Consider the following 20,693-nt stretch of genomic DNA (forward strand, 5'->3'; position numbering starts at 1 on the left):
GAATCGCTCAGGCCGACAGCACCATGGCCCAATACGGTCGGTTTGCGGAAGAGGCATCGAAGGCAACCGCCACGCCCAGCCCACGATAGGATCCGAGCATGTTCTCCAGGTGCTTCTTCGAATCGATCCAGGCCTGCACCGCGCGCCCGACCGTATCCTGGCCCGTCGCAATGTTTTCCGCAGCCGGCAGCGGCACATTGCTGCCCTTCATCCGCTCCAGGAAGCTATCGTTGAAACCGATCAGATGGGTCATCTTGCCGGCGCGCGCCATGCGCTTGGCCTGGCCGATGGCCGCCACTTCCGCCTCCTTGGCCCGCACCAGCGGCGAAAGCCCTTTTGCGTCGCGCAGGTCGTTGACCAGTTCCAGCGCCCCCTCGGTCTCGGCCCGCGCCTGGGCGTCGCCCGGTGTCAGCACGTCGGTGGTACGGCAGCCGGCGATCGAAAGCGCCAGGCCGCCACCGGCCAAGAGGAGAAGCCGACGGCGCGGCAGATGCAGGGTCCGCTCGTTCATGTCACTTCCGCGAGGCAAACAGGCGCAGAATGATGAACACCGGAATGACGATGGTCGCGCCGATCAGAAGATAGTCGCCCACCCGGCCAAGGGCGGCAAAGCCGGTATGCCAGAGGTCGAGGATGAAATATTTCACGCCCTGGATCAGGTCGAGCGGATCGAGCCCGAACACGGCCATGACGAAGCCGACGATCAGCGACACCACGATCAGCTTGACGATCGTGCGGCCTGGCGTATCGCCGAGAAATCTGTTGACGCTATCCGACATAGGGCGCTCCTGTTTGCTCTGATATGGGAGGACCCACCGGCCCTCGCAAGCATGCCTTGAGGCGAAGACCTGCTTCGCCTTCCATTTAGCACTTGAGTTTTTTCCGGCCGTCGGTCAAGACCGCGCGCCTTCCTCATCCTGAAAGGCCTTGAGGGACAGCCATGCATCCGACCCAGTTTTCCTCCGGCGACGTGATTGCCGACCGTCGCGCCGACTATGCCCGCATGCTGGCAGAAAGTGGCGATCCTGCGGCGGCCGTCGAATTGATGGAGCAGGCGCTGGAATTGGCGCCTGTCTGGCCGGCCGGACTGGTGCGCCTTGCCGATTATGCCGAAAAATCCGGCCAGCCGGACAAGGCGATCGCTGCCTTACGCTCGGTTCTGTCGCTTGATCCCGAGGATATTTTCGGCGCGCAGTTGAAGCTCGCTTTGCTCGGTGCGGAAAAAATGCCCGACACGCCGCCCAGCCGCTATGTCGAGGCTCTGTTCGACGATTATGCCGATCGCTTCGACACGGCCCTGGTCGAGCGGCTGGATTATTCGGTCCCGGGCAAACTCGCGGCGCTGGTTGCCTCCAGTCCACGGACAGGCCCCTTCGCCTGCGCCGTCGATCTCGGCTGCGGCACGGGCCTGTTCGGCGCCGAGATCCGCCAGCATGCGACCCGTCTCGAAGGCTTCGACCTGTCCGCCAACATGCTTGCTCGGGCAGAAGAGAAGAACCTCTACGACCTGCTGGCACGCGCCGATCTTTCTCTCGACCCGGAAGCCTCTGGCCTCCTCGCCGGCGGATTGGCCAGCCACCGTGCCGATCTGGTTTCGGCCGCCGATGTGCTGATGTATCTCGGCGATCTCGCCAATGCTTTTTCACTGGCCGCAAACCTGTCGCAACCCGGTGCGCTGTTTGCCTTTTCCGTCGAAGACGCAGCCATGGACGAGGGCTTCGCGCTTCAGCCGTCGATGCGCTATGCCCATTCCGAAGCCCATGTGCGCCAGCGTCTCTCGCAAAACGGCTTCGACGTCGTCAAACACGAGCACACCACCATTCGCATGGATGGCGGAAAACCGGTCTTCGGCATTCTGTTTCTTGCGATGAACAAGCCCTGAACGACCGTTTTCTTGCGATCTTCTCAATAGGTCAGTATTCCTGACCCATCACCCTTGTGAACAGGCGTTTCTCAGGTCATCTTGGCGCTTGGGAGGCCCCTTTTCGCGGAGACGGTTGATGGCGCAGATCACGAGCATGCTGGGTATCTGGAATTCCAATCCGACGCGTCACACCGTGGCCGAAGATCTGCAGGGCCTGATCGCCGGCAGCATGATCGCGGCGCTGGGTCTCTATCTTCTTGCCAAGGTCGGGCTGCTCACCGGAGGCATGGCCGGCCTTGCCTTCGTCCTGCATTACTGGACCGGCATGAGCTTCGGCCTGCTGTTCTTCGTCCTCAACCTGCCTTTCTACATCCTGTCGCTGCGCCGCGTCGGCGTCGATTTCACCATCAAGACCTTCCTCGCCGTCGGCCTGACATCGTTCCTCGTCGAAATCGAAAGCCGCTTCCTGGTGATCGAGAGCATCGCCCCGGTCTGGGCGGCAGTCCTCGGTGGCCTTCTCCTCGGCTTCGGCCTTCTGGCGCTTTATCGACACCGCGCCAGCCTTGGCGGCCTCGGCATTCTCGCCGTCTATATCCAGGACCGTTTCGGCATCCGCGCCGGCCTTGTCCAGCTCGCCTTCGACCTCTGCGTCATGGCGACGGCCTTTGCCGTCGTCAGCCCCATGGTGGTTGCCTATTCGGTACTGGGTGCTGTCGTCCTGAACCTCTTCCTCACTGTCAATCACCGTTCGGACCGCTACATCGCACTACGGTAACGTGAGCGACAAGAGGCGGAGAAAACCGCCGCCGCGCTGGCGCTGTTCGTCATGCGTCTAGCGCTGTCGCCATTGGCGAGTGAGCGCGCCCCGATCCGGCGATCTAAATACCATCAAATTCCCTATAGGGTCACACTTGTGACCCGCGTCACATGAAGCTACGTTTACGTAAATGGAAGGGGGAGTCTTCCATGCGGGCGACCGAAGCAAGGCCGCCTTGCCCTCTGGGAGGAGGTGGCTTTCATGTTTGACTATGTCATCGTCGGCGGCGGTTCTGCCGGAGCTGTTCTGGCTGCACGGCTGAGCGAGGATCCTGATATCCGCGTCTGCCTGCTGGAAGCAGGCGGCCTTGGTCGCAATCTGCTGATGCGGGTACCGTCCGGTGCGGCCGCGATCGTGCCCGGATATGTGAAGGGCGGCAATTGGGCCTTTTCAACCACTCCGCAGAAGGCGCTGAACAATCGGATCGGCTATCAGCCGCGCGGACGCGGGCTGGGTGGCTCGAGCCTGATCAATGCCATGCTCTACACCCGTGGACATCGCAGTGACTACGACGAATGGGCCGCACTTGGCGCAAAAGGCTGGTCCTTTGCCGATGTCCTGCCCTGGTTCCTGAAAGCCGAGGACAATGTCCGGGGCGCCGACCCCTGGCATGGCCGTGGCGGTCCCCTGCAGGTCAGCGATGCCAATTGGGCCCGTCCGATCAACCAGGCCTTCATCAAGGCCGGCGAGCAATGCGGATACCGACCGAACGAGGATTTCAATGGCCCGGTGCAGGAAGGGCTCGGGCTCTATCAGGCGACGCAATTCTGGCGAGGCCCGAAAAAGGGTGAACGCTGTTCGTCTGCCGCCGCCTATCTGCATGACCACCTTGATCGCCCGAACCTGAAGGTCATCAGTAGTGCCCAGGCGAGCCGGATCATCGTCGAACGTGGCCGGGCTGTGGGTGTCGCCTATCGCAAAGGCCGCACGGAGATCGTCGTTGGTGCAGCGCGCGAGGTATTGATCTCTGCCGGGGCCCTGCAGTCGCCGCACCTGCTCATGCTCTCGGGCATCGGTCCGGCCGACCATCTGCGCGCCCATGGGATCCCGGTCGTGGTCGACCGGCCGGAGGTCGGTGCAAACCTGCAGGACCATCTGGACTATACCCAGATCTACAGGTCTGCCGACACCGACATGATCGGCCTCGGCCTTGCCGGCGCCCGCGACATGCTCACGGCCGCCAACGAATGGAGCCGCCATGGCACAGGCCATCTGCGTTCAACCTTTGCCGAATCCGGCGGCTTCCTCAAGACGGACCCATCCCTGAACCGTCCGGACATTCAGCTGCATTTTGTCGTTGCCATGGTCGATGACCATGCCCGGAAAATGCACTGGGGCCATGGCTATTCCTGTCATGTCTGCGTGCTCAGGCCGCATTCACGCGGCACGATCCGGCTGGCAAGCACCAATCCCACGGATGCCCCGGTCATCGATCCGGCCTTCCTTTCCGACCCTTGCGACATGGAGACGCTGAAGGCAGGCGCCCGGCTGATGCGGCAAATCATGGAGGCGCCGGCGCTCGCTCGCTACCGCGGTCGCGAACTCTATCCGTCAGGCAGCACCGACGACGATCTCGAAGAGGCCATCCGCGCCCGCGCCGACACCATCTATCACCCCGTCGGGACCTGCCGCATGGGGTCGGATATGGCCGCGGTCGTCGATCCCGCGCTCAAGGTGAACGGCGTGGAGGGGCTCAGGGTGGTCGACGCGTCGATAATGCCGCGCCTGATTGGCGGCAACACCAATGCTCCGGTGATCATGATCGCCGAGAAGATTGCCGCATCCATTCGTGCCGATCGTAAAGATGCGAGCGAACCCGCTGCGGGATTGCATTTTGCCTGAGCCTGCCTATCGTCCGGCGCGCACAAATCAGGCGAAGCACGCAGGAGAAAAAATGACTGGTCAAACCAATACCGCGCCATTGGCCGTCATCGTCATGGGTGTCAGCGGCTGTGGCAAATCTTCTGTCGGTGCGCTGCTTGCAAAACGACTGGGTCTGGGTTTCGCCGAAGGCGATGCGCTGCATCCGCCGGCCAATGTCGAAAAGATGGCCAAGGGCACGCCGTTGACCGACGATGACCGTTGGCCGTGGCTGACCCGGATCGGCCAGGATATCGCGGCAGCGCAAAGTGCAGGCGCGGGCATCGTCGTGTCCTGCTCCGCCCTGAAGCAGAGCTACCGCGACCTCCTGCGCCGGGAAGCGGGGGGGCAGCTCCATTTCGTCTATCTCGAAGGCAGTCATGCCCTCTTGCTATCGCGCATGGGCGCCCGCACCGGCCACTTCATGCCGGTTGCCCTGCTCGACAGCCAGTTGGCGACGCTGGAGGTTCCGACCGGCGAGCCCGGTGTGACGACCGTCAGCATCGACCAAAGCGTCGAAGACATTGTCGAAGACGCCATCCGCGGGCTTGCGCCCTCTCTCTGACGAAAGAGGGCGAGGCCCGTTTCACATCTCAGCCGTTCAGGGCAGCGATATGATCCTTGGCATAGGTCTCGACCGAGCGCGGCGCCTTGCCGGTCAGCGTCTCGACATCCGTGGTCACAGCTGCCGTCCAGCCTTCACGAACCGGATAGAAAATCGAGGCGAGGAAGCCGGCATAATCGGCCGGAACGCCGACGCCGGTCAGCATGGCGATGAAGGCCTCATCGCTGATTGCGCTGTAGCCGACAGGCTTGCCGATCGTCCGGGCAATGATCGCCGCCGCCTCGGCGTAGCTCAGCGCCTCCGGACCAGTGAGATTGAATGCCCGTCCGTCGAACGTGTTCGTCGTCAGGGCTGCGGCGGCACTCTCGGCAATGTCGCGCGCATCGATGAAGCTCGACTTGCCGTCGCCGGCCGGAACCGCGATCTGGCCGTGATCGATGCCGGCCTTCCAGTACGTATGGAAGTTGTCGGAGAACCAGTTCGGCCGCAGGATAACGTAAGGCACGCCGGATTTTTCGATGGCGATCTCGACCTGGCGATAGGGAATGCTGTCGTCGGCATCGACGCCCAAAGCACTCTGAAATACCACCTTCACCTTGCGCTCATAGGCAGCCTCAAGCACCGGCGTCAGCAGGGCTATCGAATCGACATTGCCCGACGCCAGCATGATATAGGCGCGATCGACGCCTTCGAGCGCCGGGCCGAAAGTGGCGGAATCGGTGTAGCTGAACACAACACCTTCCGCGCTATCGACGGGCTTGCCCGCGCGCGAGGCGGCCTTGACCTTTTCGCCCTTGGCGATGAGCGCCTTCACCAGCGGGGCGCCCACATTGCCGGTCGCACCGAGAATCAGGATCTTGTTCGACATGTCGTTCATTCCTCGAATGATTGAGTAGGTATCTATTGGAAACTATCTTCCTATCGGATATATACCCACATTCAGAAATCGGAAAAGAAGGCACTTTCGGGTGACATGGTTTCCTTGAGGAAACCGCCCGAACGACACAGAGACAGTCATGCTGCAACCTTACGACGTCTATGAAGAGAACTGCCCGACACGCCAGGTCCTGGCCCGCGTCGCCGACAAATGGGCACTGCTGATCCTCGATCGGCTGGAGGGCGAGCCTGTGCGGTTCAATCACCTGCGGCGCGATATCAAAGGTGTATCGCAGAAGGTCCTGTCGCAGACGCTCAAACGATTGGAGCGCGATGGCATGGTGACGCGTACCGTCTTTGCGACGGTGCCGGTGACGGTGGAATACGCCCTGACCCCGCTCGGCCGCACGCTGACGGAAACGGTGGCCGCCATGGCCCATTGGGCGGAAAAGCACATGGATGCCGTGCTGGCGGCTCAACAGACCTATGACGCACGGCCGCGCTGATCTTAGCTTACACAGTGCCGTCGAGTGTCAGCATACGCCCGTAAAGCTCCGGTCGGCGATCCCTGAACAGTCCCCAGGCCGCACGCTGCTTTGCAATGCCGTCGAGATCGAACCGTGCCGTCAGAACGGTTTCTTCAGTGCGCCCGGCTTCGGCAACTTTGCTCCCGGTCTGGTCGGCGATGAAGGACGAGCCGTAGAAGGTCAGCTCCGTGCCCTTGCGGCCGGGTTCGGTCCCGATCCGGTTGGAGGCGATCACCGGCATCAGGTTGGCCGCGGCATGCCCTTGCATCACGCGTTGCCAATGTGCCGCGCTGTCGATCGTCGGGTCCTGTGGCTCCGAGCCGATCGCCGTTGGATAGAACAGAAGTTCGGCCCCCTGCAGCGCCATGGACCGCGCCGCCTCGGGGAACCACTGGTCCCAGCAGATACCGACACCGATCTTCGCATGCCGCGTCCGCCAGACCTTGAAGCCGGTATCGCCGGGCGAAAAATAGTATTTCTCGGTATAGCCTGGGCCGTCTGGAATATGGCTCTTGCGGTAAAGGCCGAGAACGGCGCCATCCGCATCGATGATCGCCACGCTGTTGAAGAAGGCGGGACCGGCTTTTTCGAAGAAGCTGACCGGGATGACAACGCCAAGCTCCGCCGCAAGCCGGGAAAAATGCCCGACCAGCGGATTGCCCTCGAGCGGTTTTGCCAGATTGAAGAACTCGGCCATCTGGTCCTGGCAGAAATACGGCGCCTCGAACAATTCCTGGGTCAACACGATCTGCGCGCCCTTGGCGGCAGCCTCGCGCACCAGTTTTTCGGCCCGGGCGATATTGCCGGGAATGTCCCAGCTGCAGGCCATCTGCGTTGCGGCGACGGTAACGATACGGCTCATCCTGCTCTCCTCAAACGCCAAGCTTGTCACGAAGCCCGTACCACCAGGCGCCGAGCGCGGTGAGCGGCACGCGCAACATCCGGCCGCCCGGGAAGGGATAGGCCTGCAGCGATGACCAGACGTCGAAGCGACTGGCCTGGCCGTTGATCGCTTCGCCGAGGATCTTGCCGAGCAGATGCGTCGTCGTCACCCCATGGCCACTGTCGCCGTGCGAAAAATAGACCGTGTCCGACAGCTTGCCCATATGCGGAATCCGGGTCAGCGTCAGCGCGAAATTGCCGCTCCAGGCATAGTCGATCTTCACGTCCTTCAGCTGCGGAAAGGTCTTCAGCATGTTCGGACGAATGACGCCGGTGAGATTGGCGGGGTCCTGGCCGCCATAGCCGATGCCGCCGCCATAGAGCAGCCGGTTGTCGGCCGTGCGGCGGTAATAATCGAGCACGTAATTGGCATCCTCGACGCAGTAATTGGCCGGCAGCAAGTCCTCGATCAGCTTGGCATCGAGCGGTTCCGTCGCCATCACCTGGGAGGACACCGGCATCATCTTCTCGGTAATCTTAGGCGCCAGCCCGCTCATATAGGCATTGCCGCAGACCAGCACGAATTTCGCCCGAACCATGCCGCGCTCGGTGCGTACATAGGGCTGTGCGCCGGTGTGGAGTTCGATCACCTTGGAGTTTTCAAAGATCTTGCCGCCGAGACTTTCCACGGCGGCTGCCTCGCCGAGCACCAGATCGAGCGGATGGATATGGCCGCCATGCCTGTCGATCATGCCGCCGACATAACGATCGGCCTTCACATATTTCGACACCTCGGCCTTCGACACCATGTCCAGTCCGTCATGACCATGCTTCCGCCAGGTGGCGCGCACCTCGGCCATCTCGCGCACCTGTTTGTCGGTAAAGGCGGCAAAGAAGCCGCCATCGACGAGATCGCATTCGATACCGTATTTCGCCACCCGTTCGCGAATGATCCTGCCGCCCTCGAGCGACATCTCGCCGAGCCGGGCCGCGCGATCAGGTCCGTAGCGCCTGGCGATGGTATCGAGATCGCGGCTATAGCCGTTGACGATCTGGCCGCCATTGCGGCCGGACGCGCCAAAGCCGATGCGGTCGGCCTCGACCACGACAACCGAATAGCCGGTCTCGGCCAGTTGCAAGGCCGCCGAGATCCCGGTGAAGCCGGCGCCGATGATGCAGATATCGGCATTCAGTTCACCGCCGAGGCTCGGTCGAATGCGCTTGTCGCGGGCGGACGCCGCATAATAGGTGGCCGCATGGCCGGGATTGGCTCCGATAGACTTCGTCATGGCATTCACCTCACACGGTCCGGATATAGGCGTCATATTCGACGTCTGTCACACGCTGGGAAAACTCCGACAGTTCCTGCTGCTTGCAGGCCGTGTAGAGCCCGCGATATTTCGGCCCGAGCGCCGCATAGGCGAAACTCGACTTGGCAAAGCGCTGGATCGCGTAATCCCAGTTGGTCGGCAGCGGCTCATGGCTGATCGCGTGATCGTCGCCGGAGATTGCGCCACCCGGCGGCGTCTTCTCCTTCATGCCGGCGAGTGCTGCCGACAGGATCATCGCCAGCACCAGATAGGGATTGGTGTCGGACCCGGCGACGCGGTGCTCGATTCGGGTCGCCGGCTTCGACGCGGTAATCACGCGCACGGCCGCCGAGCGGTTGTCGAAGCCCCAGGAGGCATAGGTCGGCGCATGTTCGGAAGGCCGCAGGCGGCGATAGGAATTCTGGTGCGGCGCAAACACAGCCATGCTCTCGCCCATCGCTTCCAGCAGCCCGCCGACCGAATGCAGCAAGGTATCGGCCGGGCCATTCTCGCCGACAAAGATGTTGCGGCCGCTCTCGTCGAGAACCGAGAAATGCACATGCATGCCGCTGCCGGCCTGCATGCCATAAGGCTTGGCCATGAAGGTGGCATCAAGATCATTGGCGCGCGCCACGCCCTTGACGATGCGCTTCAAAAGCACGGCATAATCGGCCGCCGCCAGCGCATCCGGTACATGGTTGAGATTGATTTCATACTGGCCGGGACCGTTTTCCCGCAGCGTCGTATCCGCTGGCACCCCTTGGGCGCGCGCCGCATTGGAAATGCCGTGGAACACCTCTTCGAAATCCTGCAGTTCGGAAATCGACAGCACCTGCGTCTGGCCGGTATGCCAGCGCCCGTCGCGCGTGTTCGGTGGACGCACCGGATCGAGTGCCGAACGCACCGGGTCGATCAGGTAGAATTCGAGTTCGGTGGCAACGACCGGCGTCAGCTTCTCGCGTTTGTAGCGCTCCAGCACATTGGCCAGCACCTGGCGCGGATCGGCGTAGAAGGCATCGCCCTCCGTCGTCCGCATCTGCAGCAGAACCTGGGCCGTCGGGCGCGACAGCCAGGTCACGCGTGACAGCGAGCCGGGCACCGGAAAGCAGATCCCGTCCGGATCGCCCGTGCCTTCGGCAAGGCCGGCGGCATTGACGTCGCGGCCCCAGACATCGAGTGCATAGACCGAGCGTGGCATCGCCATGCCATTGGTCAAGACATCGATCGCCCGTTCGCGCGGGATCCATTTGCCGCGCGGCACGCCGTTCACGTCGATGACAAAGGCTTCAAGAACTTCAATATCGGGGTTTTGCGCGAAAAATTCTCGCGCCTGCTCGGCAATGTCCATAGGGCACCGTTTGGATAGATGGTCTGCTTGATATGTAACACGTGTCGCCACGCCAGCGGGACGTGCCGCTAACGGTAGACGCTTTTCGCGTTATAGATCAGAAACCGCACCATGCCTCGGCTGCCTCTCGATTTTCCCCTCGACCGCTGGCCTCTTGTCGAGGCCGGTTTTTCTCCGGTCAGCCGCTCAGTGAAGCGACAAATTGGTCATATGACCAATTCCCAGATACCATCCCGGCGCGGAAAAGGCCAGCCCGCAGGGAACAACGGGCTGCTATGCGCCAATTCACCTCATGGATTGAACCGTTCCGGACGCCAGGCCGTTGTGTCGAGGAAGGGCTTTTCGCCGTCCATCATCTCCGCAATCAGGCGGCCCGTGACAGGACCCAGCGTCAGGCCGTGATGGGCATGGCCGAAGGCAAACCACAGGCCATCATGGCGCGGCGCCTTGCCGATCACCGGCATCATGTCCGGCGTGCAGGGGCGGGCACCCATCCACGGTTCGGCATCCAGCCGCTCACCGAGCGGGAAGATCTCGCGCGCCACCTTTTCGGCCCGCTCCAGTTGCACCGGCGATTTCGGCGCATCGCGATCGGCAAATTCCGCACCGGTCGTCAGGCGGATGCCCTTTTCCATCGGCGCAAGGAAATAGCCGCGTTCGCCATCCATTGCCCAGTTGTTCAAGACCGCATTGCCGGCTGGCGCATAATGCATGTGATAGCCACGCTTGACCCCGAGCGGGAAGCGGTAGCCGAGTTTCGCGGTCATCTCCTGTGCCCAGGGACCGACGGCCAGCACCACCTCTTCGCCCTCGACCATGCCCTCATCGGTCCTGACCTTCCAGCCGCGACCGCCAGCACCCGGCTCGAGCGTGCTCGCGTCGCCCTTGACGAAACGGCCCCCGAGCGACTGGAAATAGGCGAGATAGGCGGCCGTCAATCCATGCGGATTGGTCACTGACCACGGGTCGTTCCATTTCAACGCGCCGATGAAATCGCCCGAAAGATGCGGCTCTTCCTTGGCCAGTTCCTCGCGCGACAGGCTCTTGAAGCTGATGCCGTATTCGCGCCCGAGCCGCTCGGCCTCCGCCACTTCGCCGTCGCGCTTGGCATTCGTGCGGAACAGCTCCATCCAGCCATCCTTGCGGATGAACTGCCCGGCATTGGCAGCCTCGATCAAAACCTGATGCTCCGAGATCGAGTTCTCGATCAGCGGCGCATAGGCACGCGCAATTACTTCATGTCTTGGCTTGTTCGAATGCCACCAGTAGCGCGCCAGGAACGGCACGAGTTTCGCCAGCGCACTGCCATGATAATGCGCGTCGATCCGGTTGTTCAGCCCGTAGCGCAGCAGCAGTCCGAGATCCTGCGGGAAGGCATAAGGCACAACCCCCTCGCGCTGGATCAGCCCGGCATTGCCGAACGAGGTTTCCTCGCCCGGATCGCGCCGGTCCACCAGAACCACCGCGCGCCCGCGACGCGCCAGATGAATTGCGGTGGACACGCCGATAATGCCGGCGCCAAGCACGATGGTAACCTTGGACATGGTATGTTTCATTTCCCTGAGGGCAAGATGTATACAAGGATGCAATTGCCACGGTTGCGGCGCAAACGAAAAATGGTCGCATCCGCCGAAATCCGCAAAATCCTTGGCGAAACGGCGAACGTTGCCTATTTCCGTCAGTGCTGCTGCCGGTATATGACCGCATCAGTCAACTTTTAAGGAAAGGTCCCTGATGCGTCTTCTGACACTCGCCGCAGCCTGGCTGCTGGTTGCGATCGGCATCATCGGTGTTTTCCTGCCCATTCTGCCGACCACCCCGTTCATGATCCTCGCCGCCGCGCTGTTTGCCCGCTCGTCGCCGCGCTTCGAGCGGTGGTTGCTGGAGCACCCGCGTTATGGCCAGCCGCTGATCGACTGGCGTCGCCAGGGCGCGATTTCCAAGCCGGCGAAGATCGCCTCGGTCTCGCTGATGAGCGCGAGCTATCTCATCGTCTGGTTCGTCGGCCCGCCGCAACTCTGGCTGAAACTGGCGATCGGCGCGATCCTGATCGCCTGTGCCGCCTTCGTCCTCACCCGGCCTCTGCCCAATCCATAATTGGCATCGGTTCGAGCGATCGACGTTGTGCGCTTAGGCAGGGCACACTCAGGCCCTCCAAGCGGAGGGCCTTGTCGCTTCGGATCTTGTCACTTAGGCCCGCTTCGATCAGGCCTTACACATCGATCAGGCCTTGTATTTGGCAACGGCGCCCGAAAGCTTGCTCCATTCGCCATACCAGGTGTTGAACAGCGTGAACTGCGCTTCGACATAGCCACGCTGGCTTGCCGTCAGCGCATCGCTCTCGTTGAAATGCAGCGTGTATTCCGCGTCACCCTTCAACACCATCATGTGCTTGAAGTAGAGAACCAGGTCGGCCCCTTCGTCGAAGGACGACAGCACGGCCAGCGCCTGTTCCAGTTCCAGCGCCCGCTGGCGCGCCTCGGCATCGCCGGCCGCAGCAGCCTGCGACAGGTTGCACAGATGCAGCACTTCCTTGGGCAGGACATTGCCGATGCCGGTGATCGCGCCGGTCGCACCGCAATTGACATAGCCGTGGAAGACGGCCGTATCGACGCCGATCATCAGCGAAACGCTGTCGTCATGATTGGTGATGTGCTCGGCCGCATAGCGCATGTCGGCCGGTCCGCCGAATTCCTTGAAGCCGACGAGGTTCGCATGTTCGGCGCGCAGCGCGAAGAACAGGTCGGCGCGCGTGGCAAAACCGTAATACGGGCTGTTGTAGATGACGGCCGCCAGATCGGGAGCTGCCGCAAGGATCGCCTTGAAATGCGCCTTCTGCGCCGTCACCGACGAACCGCGTGACAACACGCGCGGGATGACCATCAGGCCCTGCGCGCCGACCTTCTGCGCATGGGCCGCATGTGCGACGGCAGAAGCCGTGTTGACGGCGCCGGTACCGACGATCACCGGAATGCCGGCCTGAACCAGCCGCTCGACGCCTTCCATGCGCTGCGCATCGGTCAAAAGCGGCCAGTCGCCCATCGAGCCGCAATAGACCACTGCCGACATGCCGTCGCCGATCAGCTGCTTGGCCTTGCGCACCAGCGCATCGAAGTCGGGACTGCGATCAGCCTTGCAGGGCGTCATCAGTGCCGGAACTACACCGGAAAAAATCGTTGCCTTCATTGTCGAATTCCTCTGTGCGCCGAAGCGGGATCTGGTCCGCCCCGCCTGTCGGAGCGTCACCTTGAAACTAGATATACAGTCTTGTATTCTTTTTGTCGACAGAGAATTTTCGATCTCCGCAACAGAGGTCCCCAAGAGGTGTCTAGTGAGGTGCCTGACGAGATACCTGTGACGCCCCCCGACAATTCCCGGAGCAAAAACTCCAGCGAGCTCGCGGTTGAAATCAGGGCGCACCCGCGGATCGCATGGGTCTGCCAATGGGATATGCGCCAATGGTGGGTAGGATGGTCAATATCTCCATCCCGTCATCGCAAACGAACCCGCAGCCCACCGCGCCAATTGCGTGGACATCATCGGTCGTCGTAAAGTTTCCGGCAGCAGGCTGAAGATGACAACGATGTTGGAAGATGAAGGAGGGCGTTCATGCACCGGTTCACCGGCAGTTGTTTATGCGGCAATGTCAAAATCGTCGCCTCGGGACAGCCCTATCGGGTCGGGCTGTGTCATTGCCTCCATTGCCGCAAACATCACGGCGCCCTGTTTCACGCCTCGGCGATCTTCCCTGAAGCGGCTGTCACGATCGAGGGTGAGACAGGCGAATACGCCGGACGCCATTTCTGCCAGCGCTGCGGCTCCTCCGTGTTCTCCTGCTCGGCCGACGAGATCGAAGTCAACCTCGGCTCCCTTGATGCCCCCGACCAATTGCTGCCGACCTACGAACTATGGACCACGCGCCGAGAATCTTGGTTGCCGCCATTTCCACGAATGAGACAATACGCCCATGACCGCGACACCCCCGATCGCAGTGAGGCATAGTGCATAAGCGCCAATCGCCATGACCGGACGTCCGGATCGATGGGCGATCGTATCACGCTAGCGAATTCAAATTTCAGGACTTTTAGGGAGATTGGCTGGGGAACCTGGATTCGAACCAAGATTAACGGAGTCAGAGTCCGTCGTTCTACCGTTGAACTATTCCCCAGCAGGGGTCGGGTGCGAAGATCGTGCGCCCGTCGGTGAGGCGGGCTTATAACCAAAAGGTGGACGATTGCAAATACCTGACGCGAAAAAAAATCGAGAATGCTGCCGATTGTTTAGGGGCGAAGCTTTGCCGACGGCACAAGGCATGCCGGCCAGCAAAGCGGCAGGCCCGGGGCGATCAGAAAAACCGTTTGGCTTGAGGGTTTTGCGCTGGTATGCTGGCGCCAACGAAATGGATGTGACACCAGCGGCATGCGTCGATTGAGACACCTTGCGCGGTGCAGTGGAAAACGCAGTGACAGACCCCGACCGCGGCGGAAAGCCGAAAAGCGAGGGGGCGTCGACGAGCAAGCGCAAGGGCGGTAATTCCCGCCGGCGCGGCAAGGGAAGAAAGACGGCGGCGGCGCAAGCCGGCGCGGAACTTTCGACTTTGGCAGGATCAGCTGGTGAGCAGGTCTCGGTTCGACGTTCCGAATCAGTGGTTGCGGATGGTCCCATCCGCAAGCGAAAGCGTCGTCGTCGTGGCAAGGCGGCGTCCGCCTCTGCGGTAACGTCGGATGCGTCAGGCGTGCAGAGCGGCCCCGTGCCGCCGAAAAATACGCCCTCTCAGACTTTGACGTCGCACGGTTCCTCCTCATCTGCATCACCACAGGGTTCCGGCCAGGGATCGGCGCGCACCGACAATGCCGCCGCGGCCGCCGTGTATTCGCAGGGTTCGGCTCCATCCGCTCAGGGTGAAACGCGCCAAACCGCCAGCAACACAGCGGGTCAAGCAGGGGCCCAAGCGGCAGGCGAGCAGGCCCCTGGCCGCAAGCGCCGACGCAATCGGCGCAACGGTCAGGCCGCTGCCCGCCAGGGCAGGCCGGGCCAAAATCGCCCCGGTCAGGTCCGGCCGCTCGCCGGCTCGCAGCCGCCGGCCGGCAAGGCTAACCCGTCAGGCAAGGCTACCCCGTCCGGCGGGCATGCTGCTGGCACCCGGGCGCGCGCGCCGGAGAGCGAGCCGCAGCCTGCCGGTCAGGCGCCGCGCCCGGCACAAGCCGGTCACGCCCCCGATCGGTCGCAGACGGATCGCCCGCGCTCAACCGCCCCGGAGGGTTCGCATGACGACCTCTATGCGGCGCTCGACCTCGGCACCAACAATTGCCGCCTGCTGATTGCCCAGCCGACCCGACCCGGCCAGTTCCGCGTCGTCGATGCCTTTTCGCGCATCGTCCGTCTCGGGGAGGGGCTGGCGGCCACCGGTCGCCTGTCACAGGATGCCATGGACCGTGCCGTCGAGGCCCTGCGCATCTGCGCCACCAAGCTCGCCGGCCGCGAAATCCGCCGCATGCGGCTGATCGCCACCGAAGCCTGCCGGGCTGCCGAAAACGGCGAGGAGTTTCTCGCCCGTGTCACCGTCGAGACCGGGCTGGACCTCGAGATCATCAACCGCGAAACCGAGGCGCGGCTTGCGGTGTCCGGTTGTTCGTCGCTGGTCGGCCGTGAAGCACGCTCCGTCGTGCTGTTCGATATCGGCGGTGGTTCGTCGGAGATCGCGGTCATCCGCATCAATGAAAACCGCTCCAGCCGGCTGGCCAATCACATCACCCACTGGACCTCGCTGCCGGTCGGCGTCGTGACCTTGTCCGAGCGTCATGGCGGCCGCGATGTCACGCCGGAGGTCTTCGAGGCGATGACCTCGGAAGTCGCCGGCATGCTGTCGCATTTCGATTGCCCGCCTGTGCCGCTCGGTCCCGGCGGCGCGCCCGAAGATTTCCACCTGATCGGCACCTCCGGTACGGTCACCACGCTGGCCGGTGTGCATCTCGACCTGCCGCGCTACGATCGTCGCAAGGTCGACGGCGTCTGGCTGTCGGATGACGAAGTCACGGCCATGCAAGCCAAGCTTCTGTCCTGGGATTTTGCCGGCCGTGCCGCCAATCCCTGCATCGGTCCGGATCGCGCCGATCTGGTCCTGGCCGGCTGTGCCATTCTCGAGGCCATTCGCCGTCGCTGGCCGTCCACCCGCATGCGGGTTGCCGATCGCGGCCTGCGTGAGGGCCTTTTGACCGACATGATGGCGGATGATGGCGTCTGGCGCCGCGGCCGCAATCGTCGCCCACCACATTTCAGGGAGCGCTGAGCCATGAGCAAGCCACCGATCGGCGGCAATCGCACCGGCCGCAAACTCGGCCAGAAGGTCAAGAAGGGCAAGCTGAAGGCCTCGTCCAGACGCTGGCTCGAACGCCATATCAATGATCCGTATGTGCAGCGCGCCAAGCTCGAGGGCTACCGTGCCCGCGCGGCGTTCAAGCTGCTCGAGATCGACGAGAAGCACCAGATCCTCAAGGGTGCCCGGCGCATCATCGATCTCGGCGCGGCACCGGGCAGCTGGTCGCAGATCGCCGCCAAGGTCACCGATTCGACCGACGATGATATCCGCGTCGCGGCGATCGACTTCCTCGAGATGGCGCCGCTTCCGGGCGTCAAGATCCTGCAACTCGACTTTCTCGATGACGACGCGCCGCGCCAGTTGATGGAAGCCGTCGGCGGCACGCCGGATCTGGTCATTTCCGACATGGCGGCGCCGACCACCGGTCACCAGAGGACCGACCATCTGCGCACCATGCATCTGTGCGAGGTCGCAGCCTATTTTGCCGTCGAAGTGCTTGGTGAAGGTGGCCACTTCCTTGCCAAGACCTTCCAGGGTGGCACGGAAAAAGACCTGCTGAACATGCTCAAGCAGAACTTCCGCCAGGTCCTGCATATCAAGCCGCCGTCGTCGCGCTCGGAATCGGTCGAGATGTTTCTGCTTGCCAAGGATTTCAAGGGCAAGCGCGTCGGTCTTGGCGCCCGCAATCTCGAGCGTGCCGAAGACGATGGCGGGTTCGCCTACGATCCGCGCGAGGATGTGCCGGCCGACGAGAACCAGGACTGACGCACCAGAACTGGCGCACCAGCACTGGCGCACCAGGCGTCGAGCCGGATCAGGACACATACAGGACGAAAAGACCAAATGCTGCTGTACATCACCCTCGGCTCCACCGATCTCGCCCGCTCGCAGATCTTCTATGATGCCGTCCTGGCACCGCTGTCGGTGACGCGCCGCGTGACCGAGGACGATGAGCTCGGCTACGCCCCCGAAGGTGACGCCGAAGCCGAAGCCGACAGGCGCTGCCGCCTCTGGGTTCTGACGCCGGTCAACGGCAAAGAGGCGACGTTCGGCAATGGCGCAATGACGGCGCTGGATGCGCCGAGCCGCGACGCGGTCGATGCGTTTTATGCTGCAGCGATTGCGAATGGCGGCACCGATGAAGGCGCGCCCGGTCTCAGGCCCTATCATGCCAGCTTTTATGCCTGCTATGTCCGCGATCCCGACGGCAACAAGCTCTCGGCTGTTTGCGAAAAGCCCTGAGCGGACTGCGGCTTTCACTTCACGGCTATGGTGTCCGTCTCTGCCGATCGGCGATAGCCCGAGACCGCTGATCCGACATCGCGCGGCAGCCCGAAAAACGGGATGATCGCGAAGACGGAAAGCCCGGCCACGACCGCGAAGGCGACGTGGAAATCACCAAGTGACAATGTGCCGCCGGACAGCGTCGTGCTGGTTTCGAGAATGGCCGCCGCAACGGCCACGCCGAGCGCCAGGCTGATCTGCTGCAGCACCGATGTCAGCGATGTGGCCTGGCTTGCATACCGGTCGTCGATCTCGGCATAGCCGAGCGTGTTGACCCCGGTGAAGAAGAAAGACCGGAAAAAGCCGCCGATCAACAGGAAGGCCATGATCACGGCGATCGGCGTTGACGGCGTGAAGAAGGAATTGGCGACCGTGGTCAATGTGCCGCCAAGGCCGGCGGCGATCAGGATGTTGCGAAAACCGGCGGCCGCAAAGGCGCGTCGCGCCACGAACTTGGTGGTGATCGCGCCGACCGCGGCAATGAACGTCGTCATGCCCGATTCGAATGCCGTCATCCCGAAACCCAGCTGCAGCATCAGCGGCAGCAGGAATGGCGTTGCACCTGCTGCCAGCCGGAATGCCGTGCCGCCGATAATCGAGGCGCGGAAGCTGCGATTGGCAAACAGGCTGAGATCGAGCAGCGGCGCCTTGTGCCGGCGCGCATGCGGCACATAAAGCACCAGGCACAGCAACCCGGTGACCGCGGCCCCGATGCCGACGGTGATCGGCAAGCCCGGCAGGCTCATCACCGACAGGCCGAAGACGAGCCCGGACGCTGCGATAGAGGTGAGCGCAAACCCCTTCCAGTCGATCGGTGCGGTGGCCACCGGATCGATCTCGGGCAGGTAGATGCTGGAGAGCCAGAGGCCGGCAAGCCCGATCGGGATGTTGATCAGGAAGATCCAGTGCCAGCTGAAGAAGGTGGTGATGAAACCGCCGACCGGCGGTCCGGTGATCGGGCCGAGCAGGCCGGGAATGGTCAAGAGCGCCATCGCCGAGACCAGGTCGCTGCGTTTCGTCGTGCGCAACAGCACGAGGCGTCCCACCGGCGTCATCATCGCTCCGCCCATGCCCTGCAGGAACCGCGCCGCAACGAACGTGGTCAGGGAGCCGGAGATGGCGCAGAATACGGAGCCCAGCATGAAGACCACGATCGCCGCGCGGAAGATGCGCTTGGCGCCGAAGCGATCCGCCATCCAGCCGCTGATCGGGATGAAGATCGCCAGCGCCACCATATAGGCGGTCAGCGCCAGTTTCAGCGTGATGGGGCCGACATGGAGATCGGCGGCAATGGTCGGCAGCGCCGTCGCGATCACGGTGGAATCCATCTGCTCCATGAAGAGCGCGACGGCAAGGATCAGCGGCGTGATGCGGTTCATCGAGATGTCCTGGGGAATGTCCTGGGGAATGCGGCGGGCAAGAGCGTGCGGTGCGTCTTCTATCCTATTCACGACGGCGGCGATATCGTCTCCTGCGCCTGTGCAACAGGAAGTTTGATCTCGTCGGAGATGCGCCGCGTGCATCAAATGTTCCCTGTGCCATGTCCCCTCCGGATCACGATGGTGTGAGGCGACTTTCCTATGGCGCGGGAAAGCCTATCTCGCCACGAGTGCTCGGCGTGCCGGGCGGAGGAATTTTTCAACGAGGGAGTTTTCGATGATTTCTCTAAAGAGAAGAATGTTGCTGGGTGGTGCAGGCGTCGCTCTGGCATCGCCGATGATCATGACCGCCGCAAGGGCGCAGACCGGAGCCGACACCTCCATGGATATCAACCATGCCATGCCGCCCGAGACCCACCGCTTCAACGTCGGCAAGTTCGAGGTCGTCGTGGTCAAGGATGGCGCACGCCCCTCTGACAATCCGCAGGAAATTTTCGGCACGAACCAGACCCCGGAAGTGGTCGGCGCGCTGCTCGAAGCCAATTTCCTGCCCGCCGACAAGTTCGTCAACAGCTTCTCGCCGACCCTGATCAACACCGGATCGGATGTCATCCTGTTCGATACCGGCTTCGGCGAAGGTGGCCGCGCCAATGGCAACGGTCGTTTGCTGGAAGGCCTGACGGCGGCCGGCTACAAGCGCGAGGACGTCACCATCGTCGTGCTCACCCATCTGCATGGCGACCACATCGGCGGCCTGATGGAAGGTGGCGCTCCTGCTTTCCCGAACGCCCGTTATGTGACCGGTCAGGCAGAATACGATTTCTGGGTTGATCCGGCCCGCGCCGGCACGCCGGCCGAAGGCGGCCATAAGGGTGTGCTCGCCAATGTGAAGCCTCTGGCCGACAAGATGACCTTCATCGGCGATGGCGGCGAAGTCGTATCCGGCATCACTGGCATGGCCGCCTTTGGCCATTCGCCCGGCCACATGATCTACAGCGTGGAATCGGAAGGCCGCCAGCTGGTGCTCACCGCCGACACGGCAAACCACTTCGTCCTGTCGCTGCAGCGTCCGGATTGGGAAGTGCGGTTCGACATGGACAAGACTGCTGCCGCTGCCAGCCGCAAGAAGGTCTTCGACATGCTGGCGACCGACAAGCTTGCCTTCCTCGGCTATCATATGCCGTTCCCGGCCGTCGGTTATGTCGAAAAGGTCGACCAGGGCTATCGCTTCGTGCCCAAGGCCTATCAGTTCGATATCTGATCGGCCCCGATCGCGACCGTGAAAAAGGGCCTGCAGGCGCGCGATCGCCGTGCGGGCCCCTGATCGTCGCGAAAGCGCGGTTTACCGGCCGTTGTAGAGATCGTCGGCTGCGGTGCGCAGCATCGAGACCATGCGGTCCTGAATGTCGGTATCGAGCACTGCGACACCTGCTGCATCGAAATCATGGCGCAGGCGCTCCAGCACCTTGTGCTGGCCTTCGACTGCCGTCATGGCCAGTTCCTTGGCATAGGCTTCGCCATTGCCGGTCCCGATCAGCGATGCCGCCCAAAGGCCGACAAGCGCATTGCGGCGCGCTTCGGTCTTGAACAGGAGTTCCTGATCGCGGGCAAATTGGTTCTCAAGCGCAACTGCGCGTTTTCTGATTGCCGTCATGTGACACG

At 62.5% G+C, this 20,693-nt stretch carries 21 protein-coding genes and 1 tRNA gene; 11 read left to right on the forward strand and 11 right to left on the reverse strand.

Translation table 11 applies throughout. From position 1 onward, the window contains the following. Window positions 1-7 precede the first annotated feature (7 nt). Window positions 8-511: a CAP domain-containing protein gene (locus LQ231_RS04980; protein WP_230170516.1), complete on the reverse strand. Its 504-nt coding sequence runs from the start codon at window positions 509-511 to the stop codon at window positions 8-10. A 1-nt stretch (window position 512) separates the two neighbouring features. After that, the gene (locus LQ231_RS04985) at window positions 513-779 is read right to left on the reverse strand and encodes a DUF6460 domain-containing protein (RefSeq protein ID WP_113143176.1); all 267 of its coding nucleotides are present in this window, start codon (window positions 777-779) and stop codon (window positions 513-515) included. Window positions 780-940: 161 nt separating this feature from the next. Here LQ231_RS04985 and LQ231_RS04990 point away from each other — a divergent pair, with 161 nt between their 5' ends. The 4 genes from LQ231_RS04990 (at window position 941) to LQ231_RS05005 (ending at window position 5,106) form a co-directional block, all read left to right on the forward strand. After that, the gene (locus LQ231_RS04990) at window positions 941-1,882 is read left to right on the forward strand and encodes a methyltransferase domain-containing protein (RefSeq protein WP_230170517.1); all 942 of its coding nucleotides are present in this window, start codon (window positions 941-943) and stop codon (window positions 1,880-1,882) included. 118 nt (window positions 1,883-2,000) lie between these two features. After that, window positions 2,001-2,639 carry a YitT family protein gene (locus LQ231_RS04995; RefSeq protein WP_230170518.1) on the forward strand — a complete coding sequence of 213 codons (639 nt, stop codon included), beginning with the start codon at window positions 2,001-2,003 and terminating at the stop codon, window positions 2,637-2,639. 243 nt (window positions 2,640-2,882) lie between these two features. Continuing rightward, window positions 2,883-4,523 carry a GMC family oxidoreductase N-terminal domain-containing protein gene (locus tag LQ231_RS05000; RefSeq protein WP_230170519.1) on the forward strand — a complete coding sequence of 547 codons (1,641 nt, stop codon included), beginning with the start codon at window positions 2,883-2,885 and terminating at the stop codon, window positions 4,521-4,523. Window positions 4,524-4,575: 52 nt separating this feature from the next. After that, complete coding sequence (locus LQ231_RS05005; RefSeq protein WP_230170520.1) at window positions 4,576-5,106, forward strand: gluconokinase; 531 nt, start codon at window positions 4,576-4,578, stop codon at window positions 5,104-5,106. Between the two features lie 28 nt (window positions 5,107-5,134). Here the strand turns inward: LQ231_RS05005 and LQ231_RS05010 are convergent, their stop codons facing one another. Then, window positions 5,135-5,974: an SDR family oxidoreductase gene (locus tag LQ231_RS05010; RefSeq protein ID WP_230170521.1), complete on the reverse strand. Its 840-nt coding sequence runs from the start codon at window positions 5,972-5,974 to the stop codon at window positions 5,135-5,137. 148 nt (window positions 5,975-6,122) lie between these two features. Here LQ231_RS05010 and LQ231_RS05015 point away from each other — a divergent pair, with 148 nt between their 5' ends. Beyond that, window positions 6,123-6,488 carry a helix-turn-helix domain-containing protein gene (locus LQ231_RS05015; protein ID WP_230170522.1) on the forward strand — a complete coding sequence of 122 codons (366 nt, stop codon included), beginning with the start codon at window positions 6,123-6,125 and terminating at the stop codon, window positions 6,486-6,488. Between the two features lie 7 nt (window positions 6,489-6,495). On the opposite strand, the gene aguB is transcribed toward LQ231_RS05015, so the two are convergent. The 4 genes from aguB to LQ231_RS05035 form a co-directional block, all read right to left on the reverse strand. Next, a complete protein-coding gene (aguB, locus tag LQ231_RS05020; RefSeq protein ID WP_230170523.1) occupies window positions 6,496-7,371 on the reverse strand; it encodes an N-carbamoylputrescine amidase in 876 nt (291 codons plus the stop codon). 10 nt (window positions 7,372-7,381) lie between these two features. Then, window positions 7,382-8,680: an FAD-binding oxidoreductase gene (locus LQ231_RS05025; RefSeq protein WP_162742715.1), complete on the reverse strand. Its 1,299-nt coding sequence runs from the start codon at window positions 8,678-8,680 to the stop codon at window positions 7,382-7,384. Between the two features lie 10 nt (window positions 8,681-8,690). After that, complete coding sequence (locus tag LQ231_RS05030) at window positions 8,691-10,049, reverse strand: glutamine synthetase family protein (RefSeq protein WP_230170524.1); 1,359 nt, start codon at window positions 10,047-10,049, stop codon at window positions 8,691-8,693. A 290-nt stretch (window positions 10,050-10,339) separates the two neighbouring features. Beyond that, complete coding sequence (locus LQ231_RS05035; protein WP_113143186.1) at window positions 10,340-11,593, reverse strand: FAD-binding oxidoreductase; 1,254 nt, start codon at window positions 11,591-11,593, stop codon at window positions 10,340-10,342. 190 nt (window positions 11,594-11,783) lie between these two features. Here LQ231_RS05035 and LQ231_RS05040 point away from each other — a divergent pair, with 190 nt between their 5' ends. Next, window positions 11,784-12,146 (forward strand): YbaN family protein, encoded by a 363-nt coding sequence (locus LQ231_RS05040; protein ID WP_230170525.1) that lies wholly within the window; start codon window positions 11,784-11,786, stop codon window positions 12,144-12,146. A gap of 126 nt (window positions 12,147-12,272) precedes the next feature. Here LQ231_RS05040 and LQ231_RS05045 read toward each other — a convergent pair whose 3' ends face one another. Next, the gene (locus LQ231_RS05045; RefSeq protein ID WP_230170526.1) at window positions 12,273-13,235 is read right to left on the reverse strand and encodes a dihydrodipicolinate synthase family protein; all 963 of its coding nucleotides are present in this window, start codon (window positions 13,233-13,235) and stop codon (window positions 12,273-12,275) included. Window positions 13,236-13,658: 423 nt separating this feature from the next. Here LQ231_RS05045 and LQ231_RS05050 point away from each other — a divergent pair, with 423 nt between their 5' ends. Continuing rightward, the gene (locus tag LQ231_RS05050) at window positions 13,659-14,051 is read left to right on the forward strand and encodes a GFA family protein (protein ID WP_230170527.1); all 393 of its coding nucleotides are present in this window, start codon (window positions 13,659-13,661) and stop codon (window positions 14,049-14,051) included. Window positions 14,052-14,143: 92 nt separating this feature from the next. Here the strand turns inward: LQ231_RS05050 and LQ231_RS05055 are convergent. Continuing rightward, window positions 14,144-14,217, reverse strand: a tRNA-Gln gene (locus LQ231_RS05055). A 294-nt stretch (window positions 14,218-14,511) separates the two neighbouring features. On the opposite strand from LQ231_RS05055, the gene LQ231_RS05060 reads away from it, so the two are divergent. The 3 genes from LQ231_RS05060 (at window position 14,512) to LQ231_RS05070 (ending at window position 17,610) form a co-directional block, all read left to right on the forward strand. Next, on the forward strand, window positions 14,512-16,338 hold the full coding sequence (locus LQ231_RS05060) for a Ppx/GppA phosphatase family protein (protein ID WP_230170528.1): 1,827 nt from the start codon (window positions 14,512-14,514) through the stop codon (window positions 16,336-16,338). A 3-nt stretch (window positions 16,339-16,341) separates the two neighbouring features. Beyond that, on the forward strand, window positions 16,342-17,133 hold the full coding sequence (locus LQ231_RS05065; RefSeq protein WP_230170529.1) for an RlmE family RNA methyltransferase: 792 nt from the start codon (window positions 16,342-16,344) through the stop codon (window positions 17,131-17,133). Window positions 17,134-17,211: 78 nt separating this feature from the next. Further along, window positions 17,212-17,610: a VOC family protein gene (locus LQ231_RS05070; protein WP_230170530.1), complete on the forward strand. Its 399-nt coding sequence runs from the start codon at window positions 17,212-17,214 to the stop codon at window positions 17,608-17,610. A 14-nt stretch (window positions 17,611-17,624) separates the two neighbouring features. Here the strand turns inward: LQ231_RS05070 and LQ231_RS05075 are convergent, their stop codons facing one another. Continuing rightward, window positions 17,625-19,031 carry a DHA2 family efflux MFS transporter permease subunit gene (locus LQ231_RS05075; RefSeq protein ID WP_230170531.1) on the reverse strand — a complete coding sequence of 469 codons (1,407 nt, stop codon included), beginning with the start codon at window positions 19,029-19,031 and terminating at the stop codon, window positions 17,625-17,627. A 277-nt stretch (window positions 19,032-19,308) separates the two neighbouring features. Between LQ231_RS05075 and LQ231_RS05080 the strand changes: the two genes are divergently transcribed. Continuing rightward, window positions 19,309-20,292 carry an MBL fold metallo-hydrolase gene (locus LQ231_RS05080; RefSeq protein WP_230170532.1) on the forward strand — a complete coding sequence of 328 codons (984 nt, stop codon included), beginning with the start codon at window positions 19,309-19,311 and terminating at the stop codon, window positions 20,290-20,292. An 81-nt stretch (window positions 20,293-20,373) separates the two neighbouring features. On the opposite strand, the gene LQ231_RS05085 is transcribed toward LQ231_RS05080, so the two are convergent. Then, the gene (locus LQ231_RS05085) at window positions 20,374-20,685 is read right to left on the reverse strand and encodes an ATPase inhibitor subunit zeta (RefSeq protein WP_230170533.1); all 312 of its coding nucleotides are present in this window, start codon (window positions 20,683-20,685) and stop codon (window positions 20,374-20,376) included. Window positions 20,686-20,693 lie beyond the last annotated feature (8 nt).

Source organism: Rhizobium sp. CECT 9324, from assembly GCF_918741265.1.
Taxonomy (GTDB): domain Bacteria; phylum Pseudomonadota; class Alphaproteobacteria; order Rhizobiales; family Rhizobiaceae; genus Allorhizobium.

Coding starts and splice junctions, on each gene's coding strand:
- LQ231_RS04980 (WP_230170516.1), bottom strand. CDS start 511: ATGAACGAGCGGACCCTGCATCTGCCGCGCCGTCGGCTTCTCCTCTTG.
- LQ231_RS04985 (WP_113143176.1), bottom strand. CDS start 779: ATGTCGGATAGCGTCAACAGATTTCTCGGCGATACGCCAGGCCGCACG.
- LQ231_RS04990 (WP_230170517.1), top strand. CDS start 941: ATGCATCCGACCCAGTTTTCCTCCGGCGACGTGATTGCCGACCGTCGC.
- LQ231_RS04995 (WP_230170518.1), top strand. CDS start 2,001: ATGGCGCAGATCACGAGCATGCTGGGTATCTGGAATTCCAATCCGACG.
- LQ231_RS05000 (WP_230170519.1), top strand. CDS start 2,883: ATGTTTGACTATGTCATCGTCGGCGGCGGTTCTGCCGGAGCTGTTCTG.
- LQ231_RS05005 (WP_230170520.1), top strand. CDS start 4,576: ATGACTGGTCAAACCAATACCGCGCCATTGGCCGTCATCGTCATGGGT.
- LQ231_RS05010 (WP_230170521.1), bottom strand. CDS start 5,974: ATGTCGAACAAGATCCTGATTCTCGGTGCGACCGGCAATGTGGGCGCC.
- LQ231_RS05015 (WP_230170522.1), top strand. CDS start 6,123: ATGCTGCAACCTTACGACGTCTATGAAGAGAACTGCCCGACACGCCAG.
- aguB (WP_230170523.1), bottom strand. CDS start 7,371: ATGAGCCGTATCGTTACCGTCGCCGCAACGCAGATGGCCTGCAGCTGG.
- LQ231_RS05025 (WP_162742715.1), bottom strand. CDS start 8,680: ATGACGAAGTCTATCGGAGCCAATCCCGGCCATGCGGCCACCTATTAT.
- LQ231_RS05030 (WP_230170524.1), bottom strand. CDS start 10,049: ATGGACATTGCCGAGCAGGCGCGAGAATTTTTCGCGCAAAACCCCGAT.
- LQ231_RS05035 (WP_113143186.1), bottom strand. CDS start 11,593: ATGTCCAAGGTTACCATCGTGCTTGGCGCCGGCATTATCGGCGTGTCC.
- LQ231_RS05040 (WP_230170525.1), top strand. CDS start 11,784: ATGCGTCTTCTGACACTCGCCGCAGCCTGGCTGCTGGTTGCGATCGGC.
- LQ231_RS05045 (WP_230170526.1), bottom strand. CDS start 13,235: ATGAAGGCAACGATTTTTTCCGGTGTAGTTCCGGCACTGATGACGCCC.
- LQ231_RS05050 (WP_230170527.1), top strand. CDS start 13,659: ATGCACCGGTTCACCGGCAGTTGTTTATGCGGCAATGTCAAAATCGTC.
- LQ231_RS05065 (WP_230170529.1), top strand. CDS start 16,342: ATGAGCAAGCCACCGATCGGCGGCAATCGCACCGGCCGCAAACTCGGC.
- LQ231_RS05070 (WP_230170530.1), top strand. CDS start 17,212: ATGCTGCTGTACATCACCCTCGGCTCCACCGATCTCGCCCGCTCGCAG.
- LQ231_RS05075 (WP_230170531.1), bottom strand. CDS start 19,031: ATGAACCGCATCACGCCGCTGATCCTTGCCGTCGCGCTCTTCATGGAG.
- LQ231_RS05080 (WP_230170532.1), top strand. CDS start 19,309: ATGATTTCTCTAAAGAGAAGAATGTTGCTGGGTGGTGCAGGCGTCGCT.
- LQ231_RS05085 (WP_230170533.1), bottom strand. CDS start 20,685: ATGACGGCAATCAGAAAACGCGCAGTTGCGCTTGAGAACCAATTTGCC.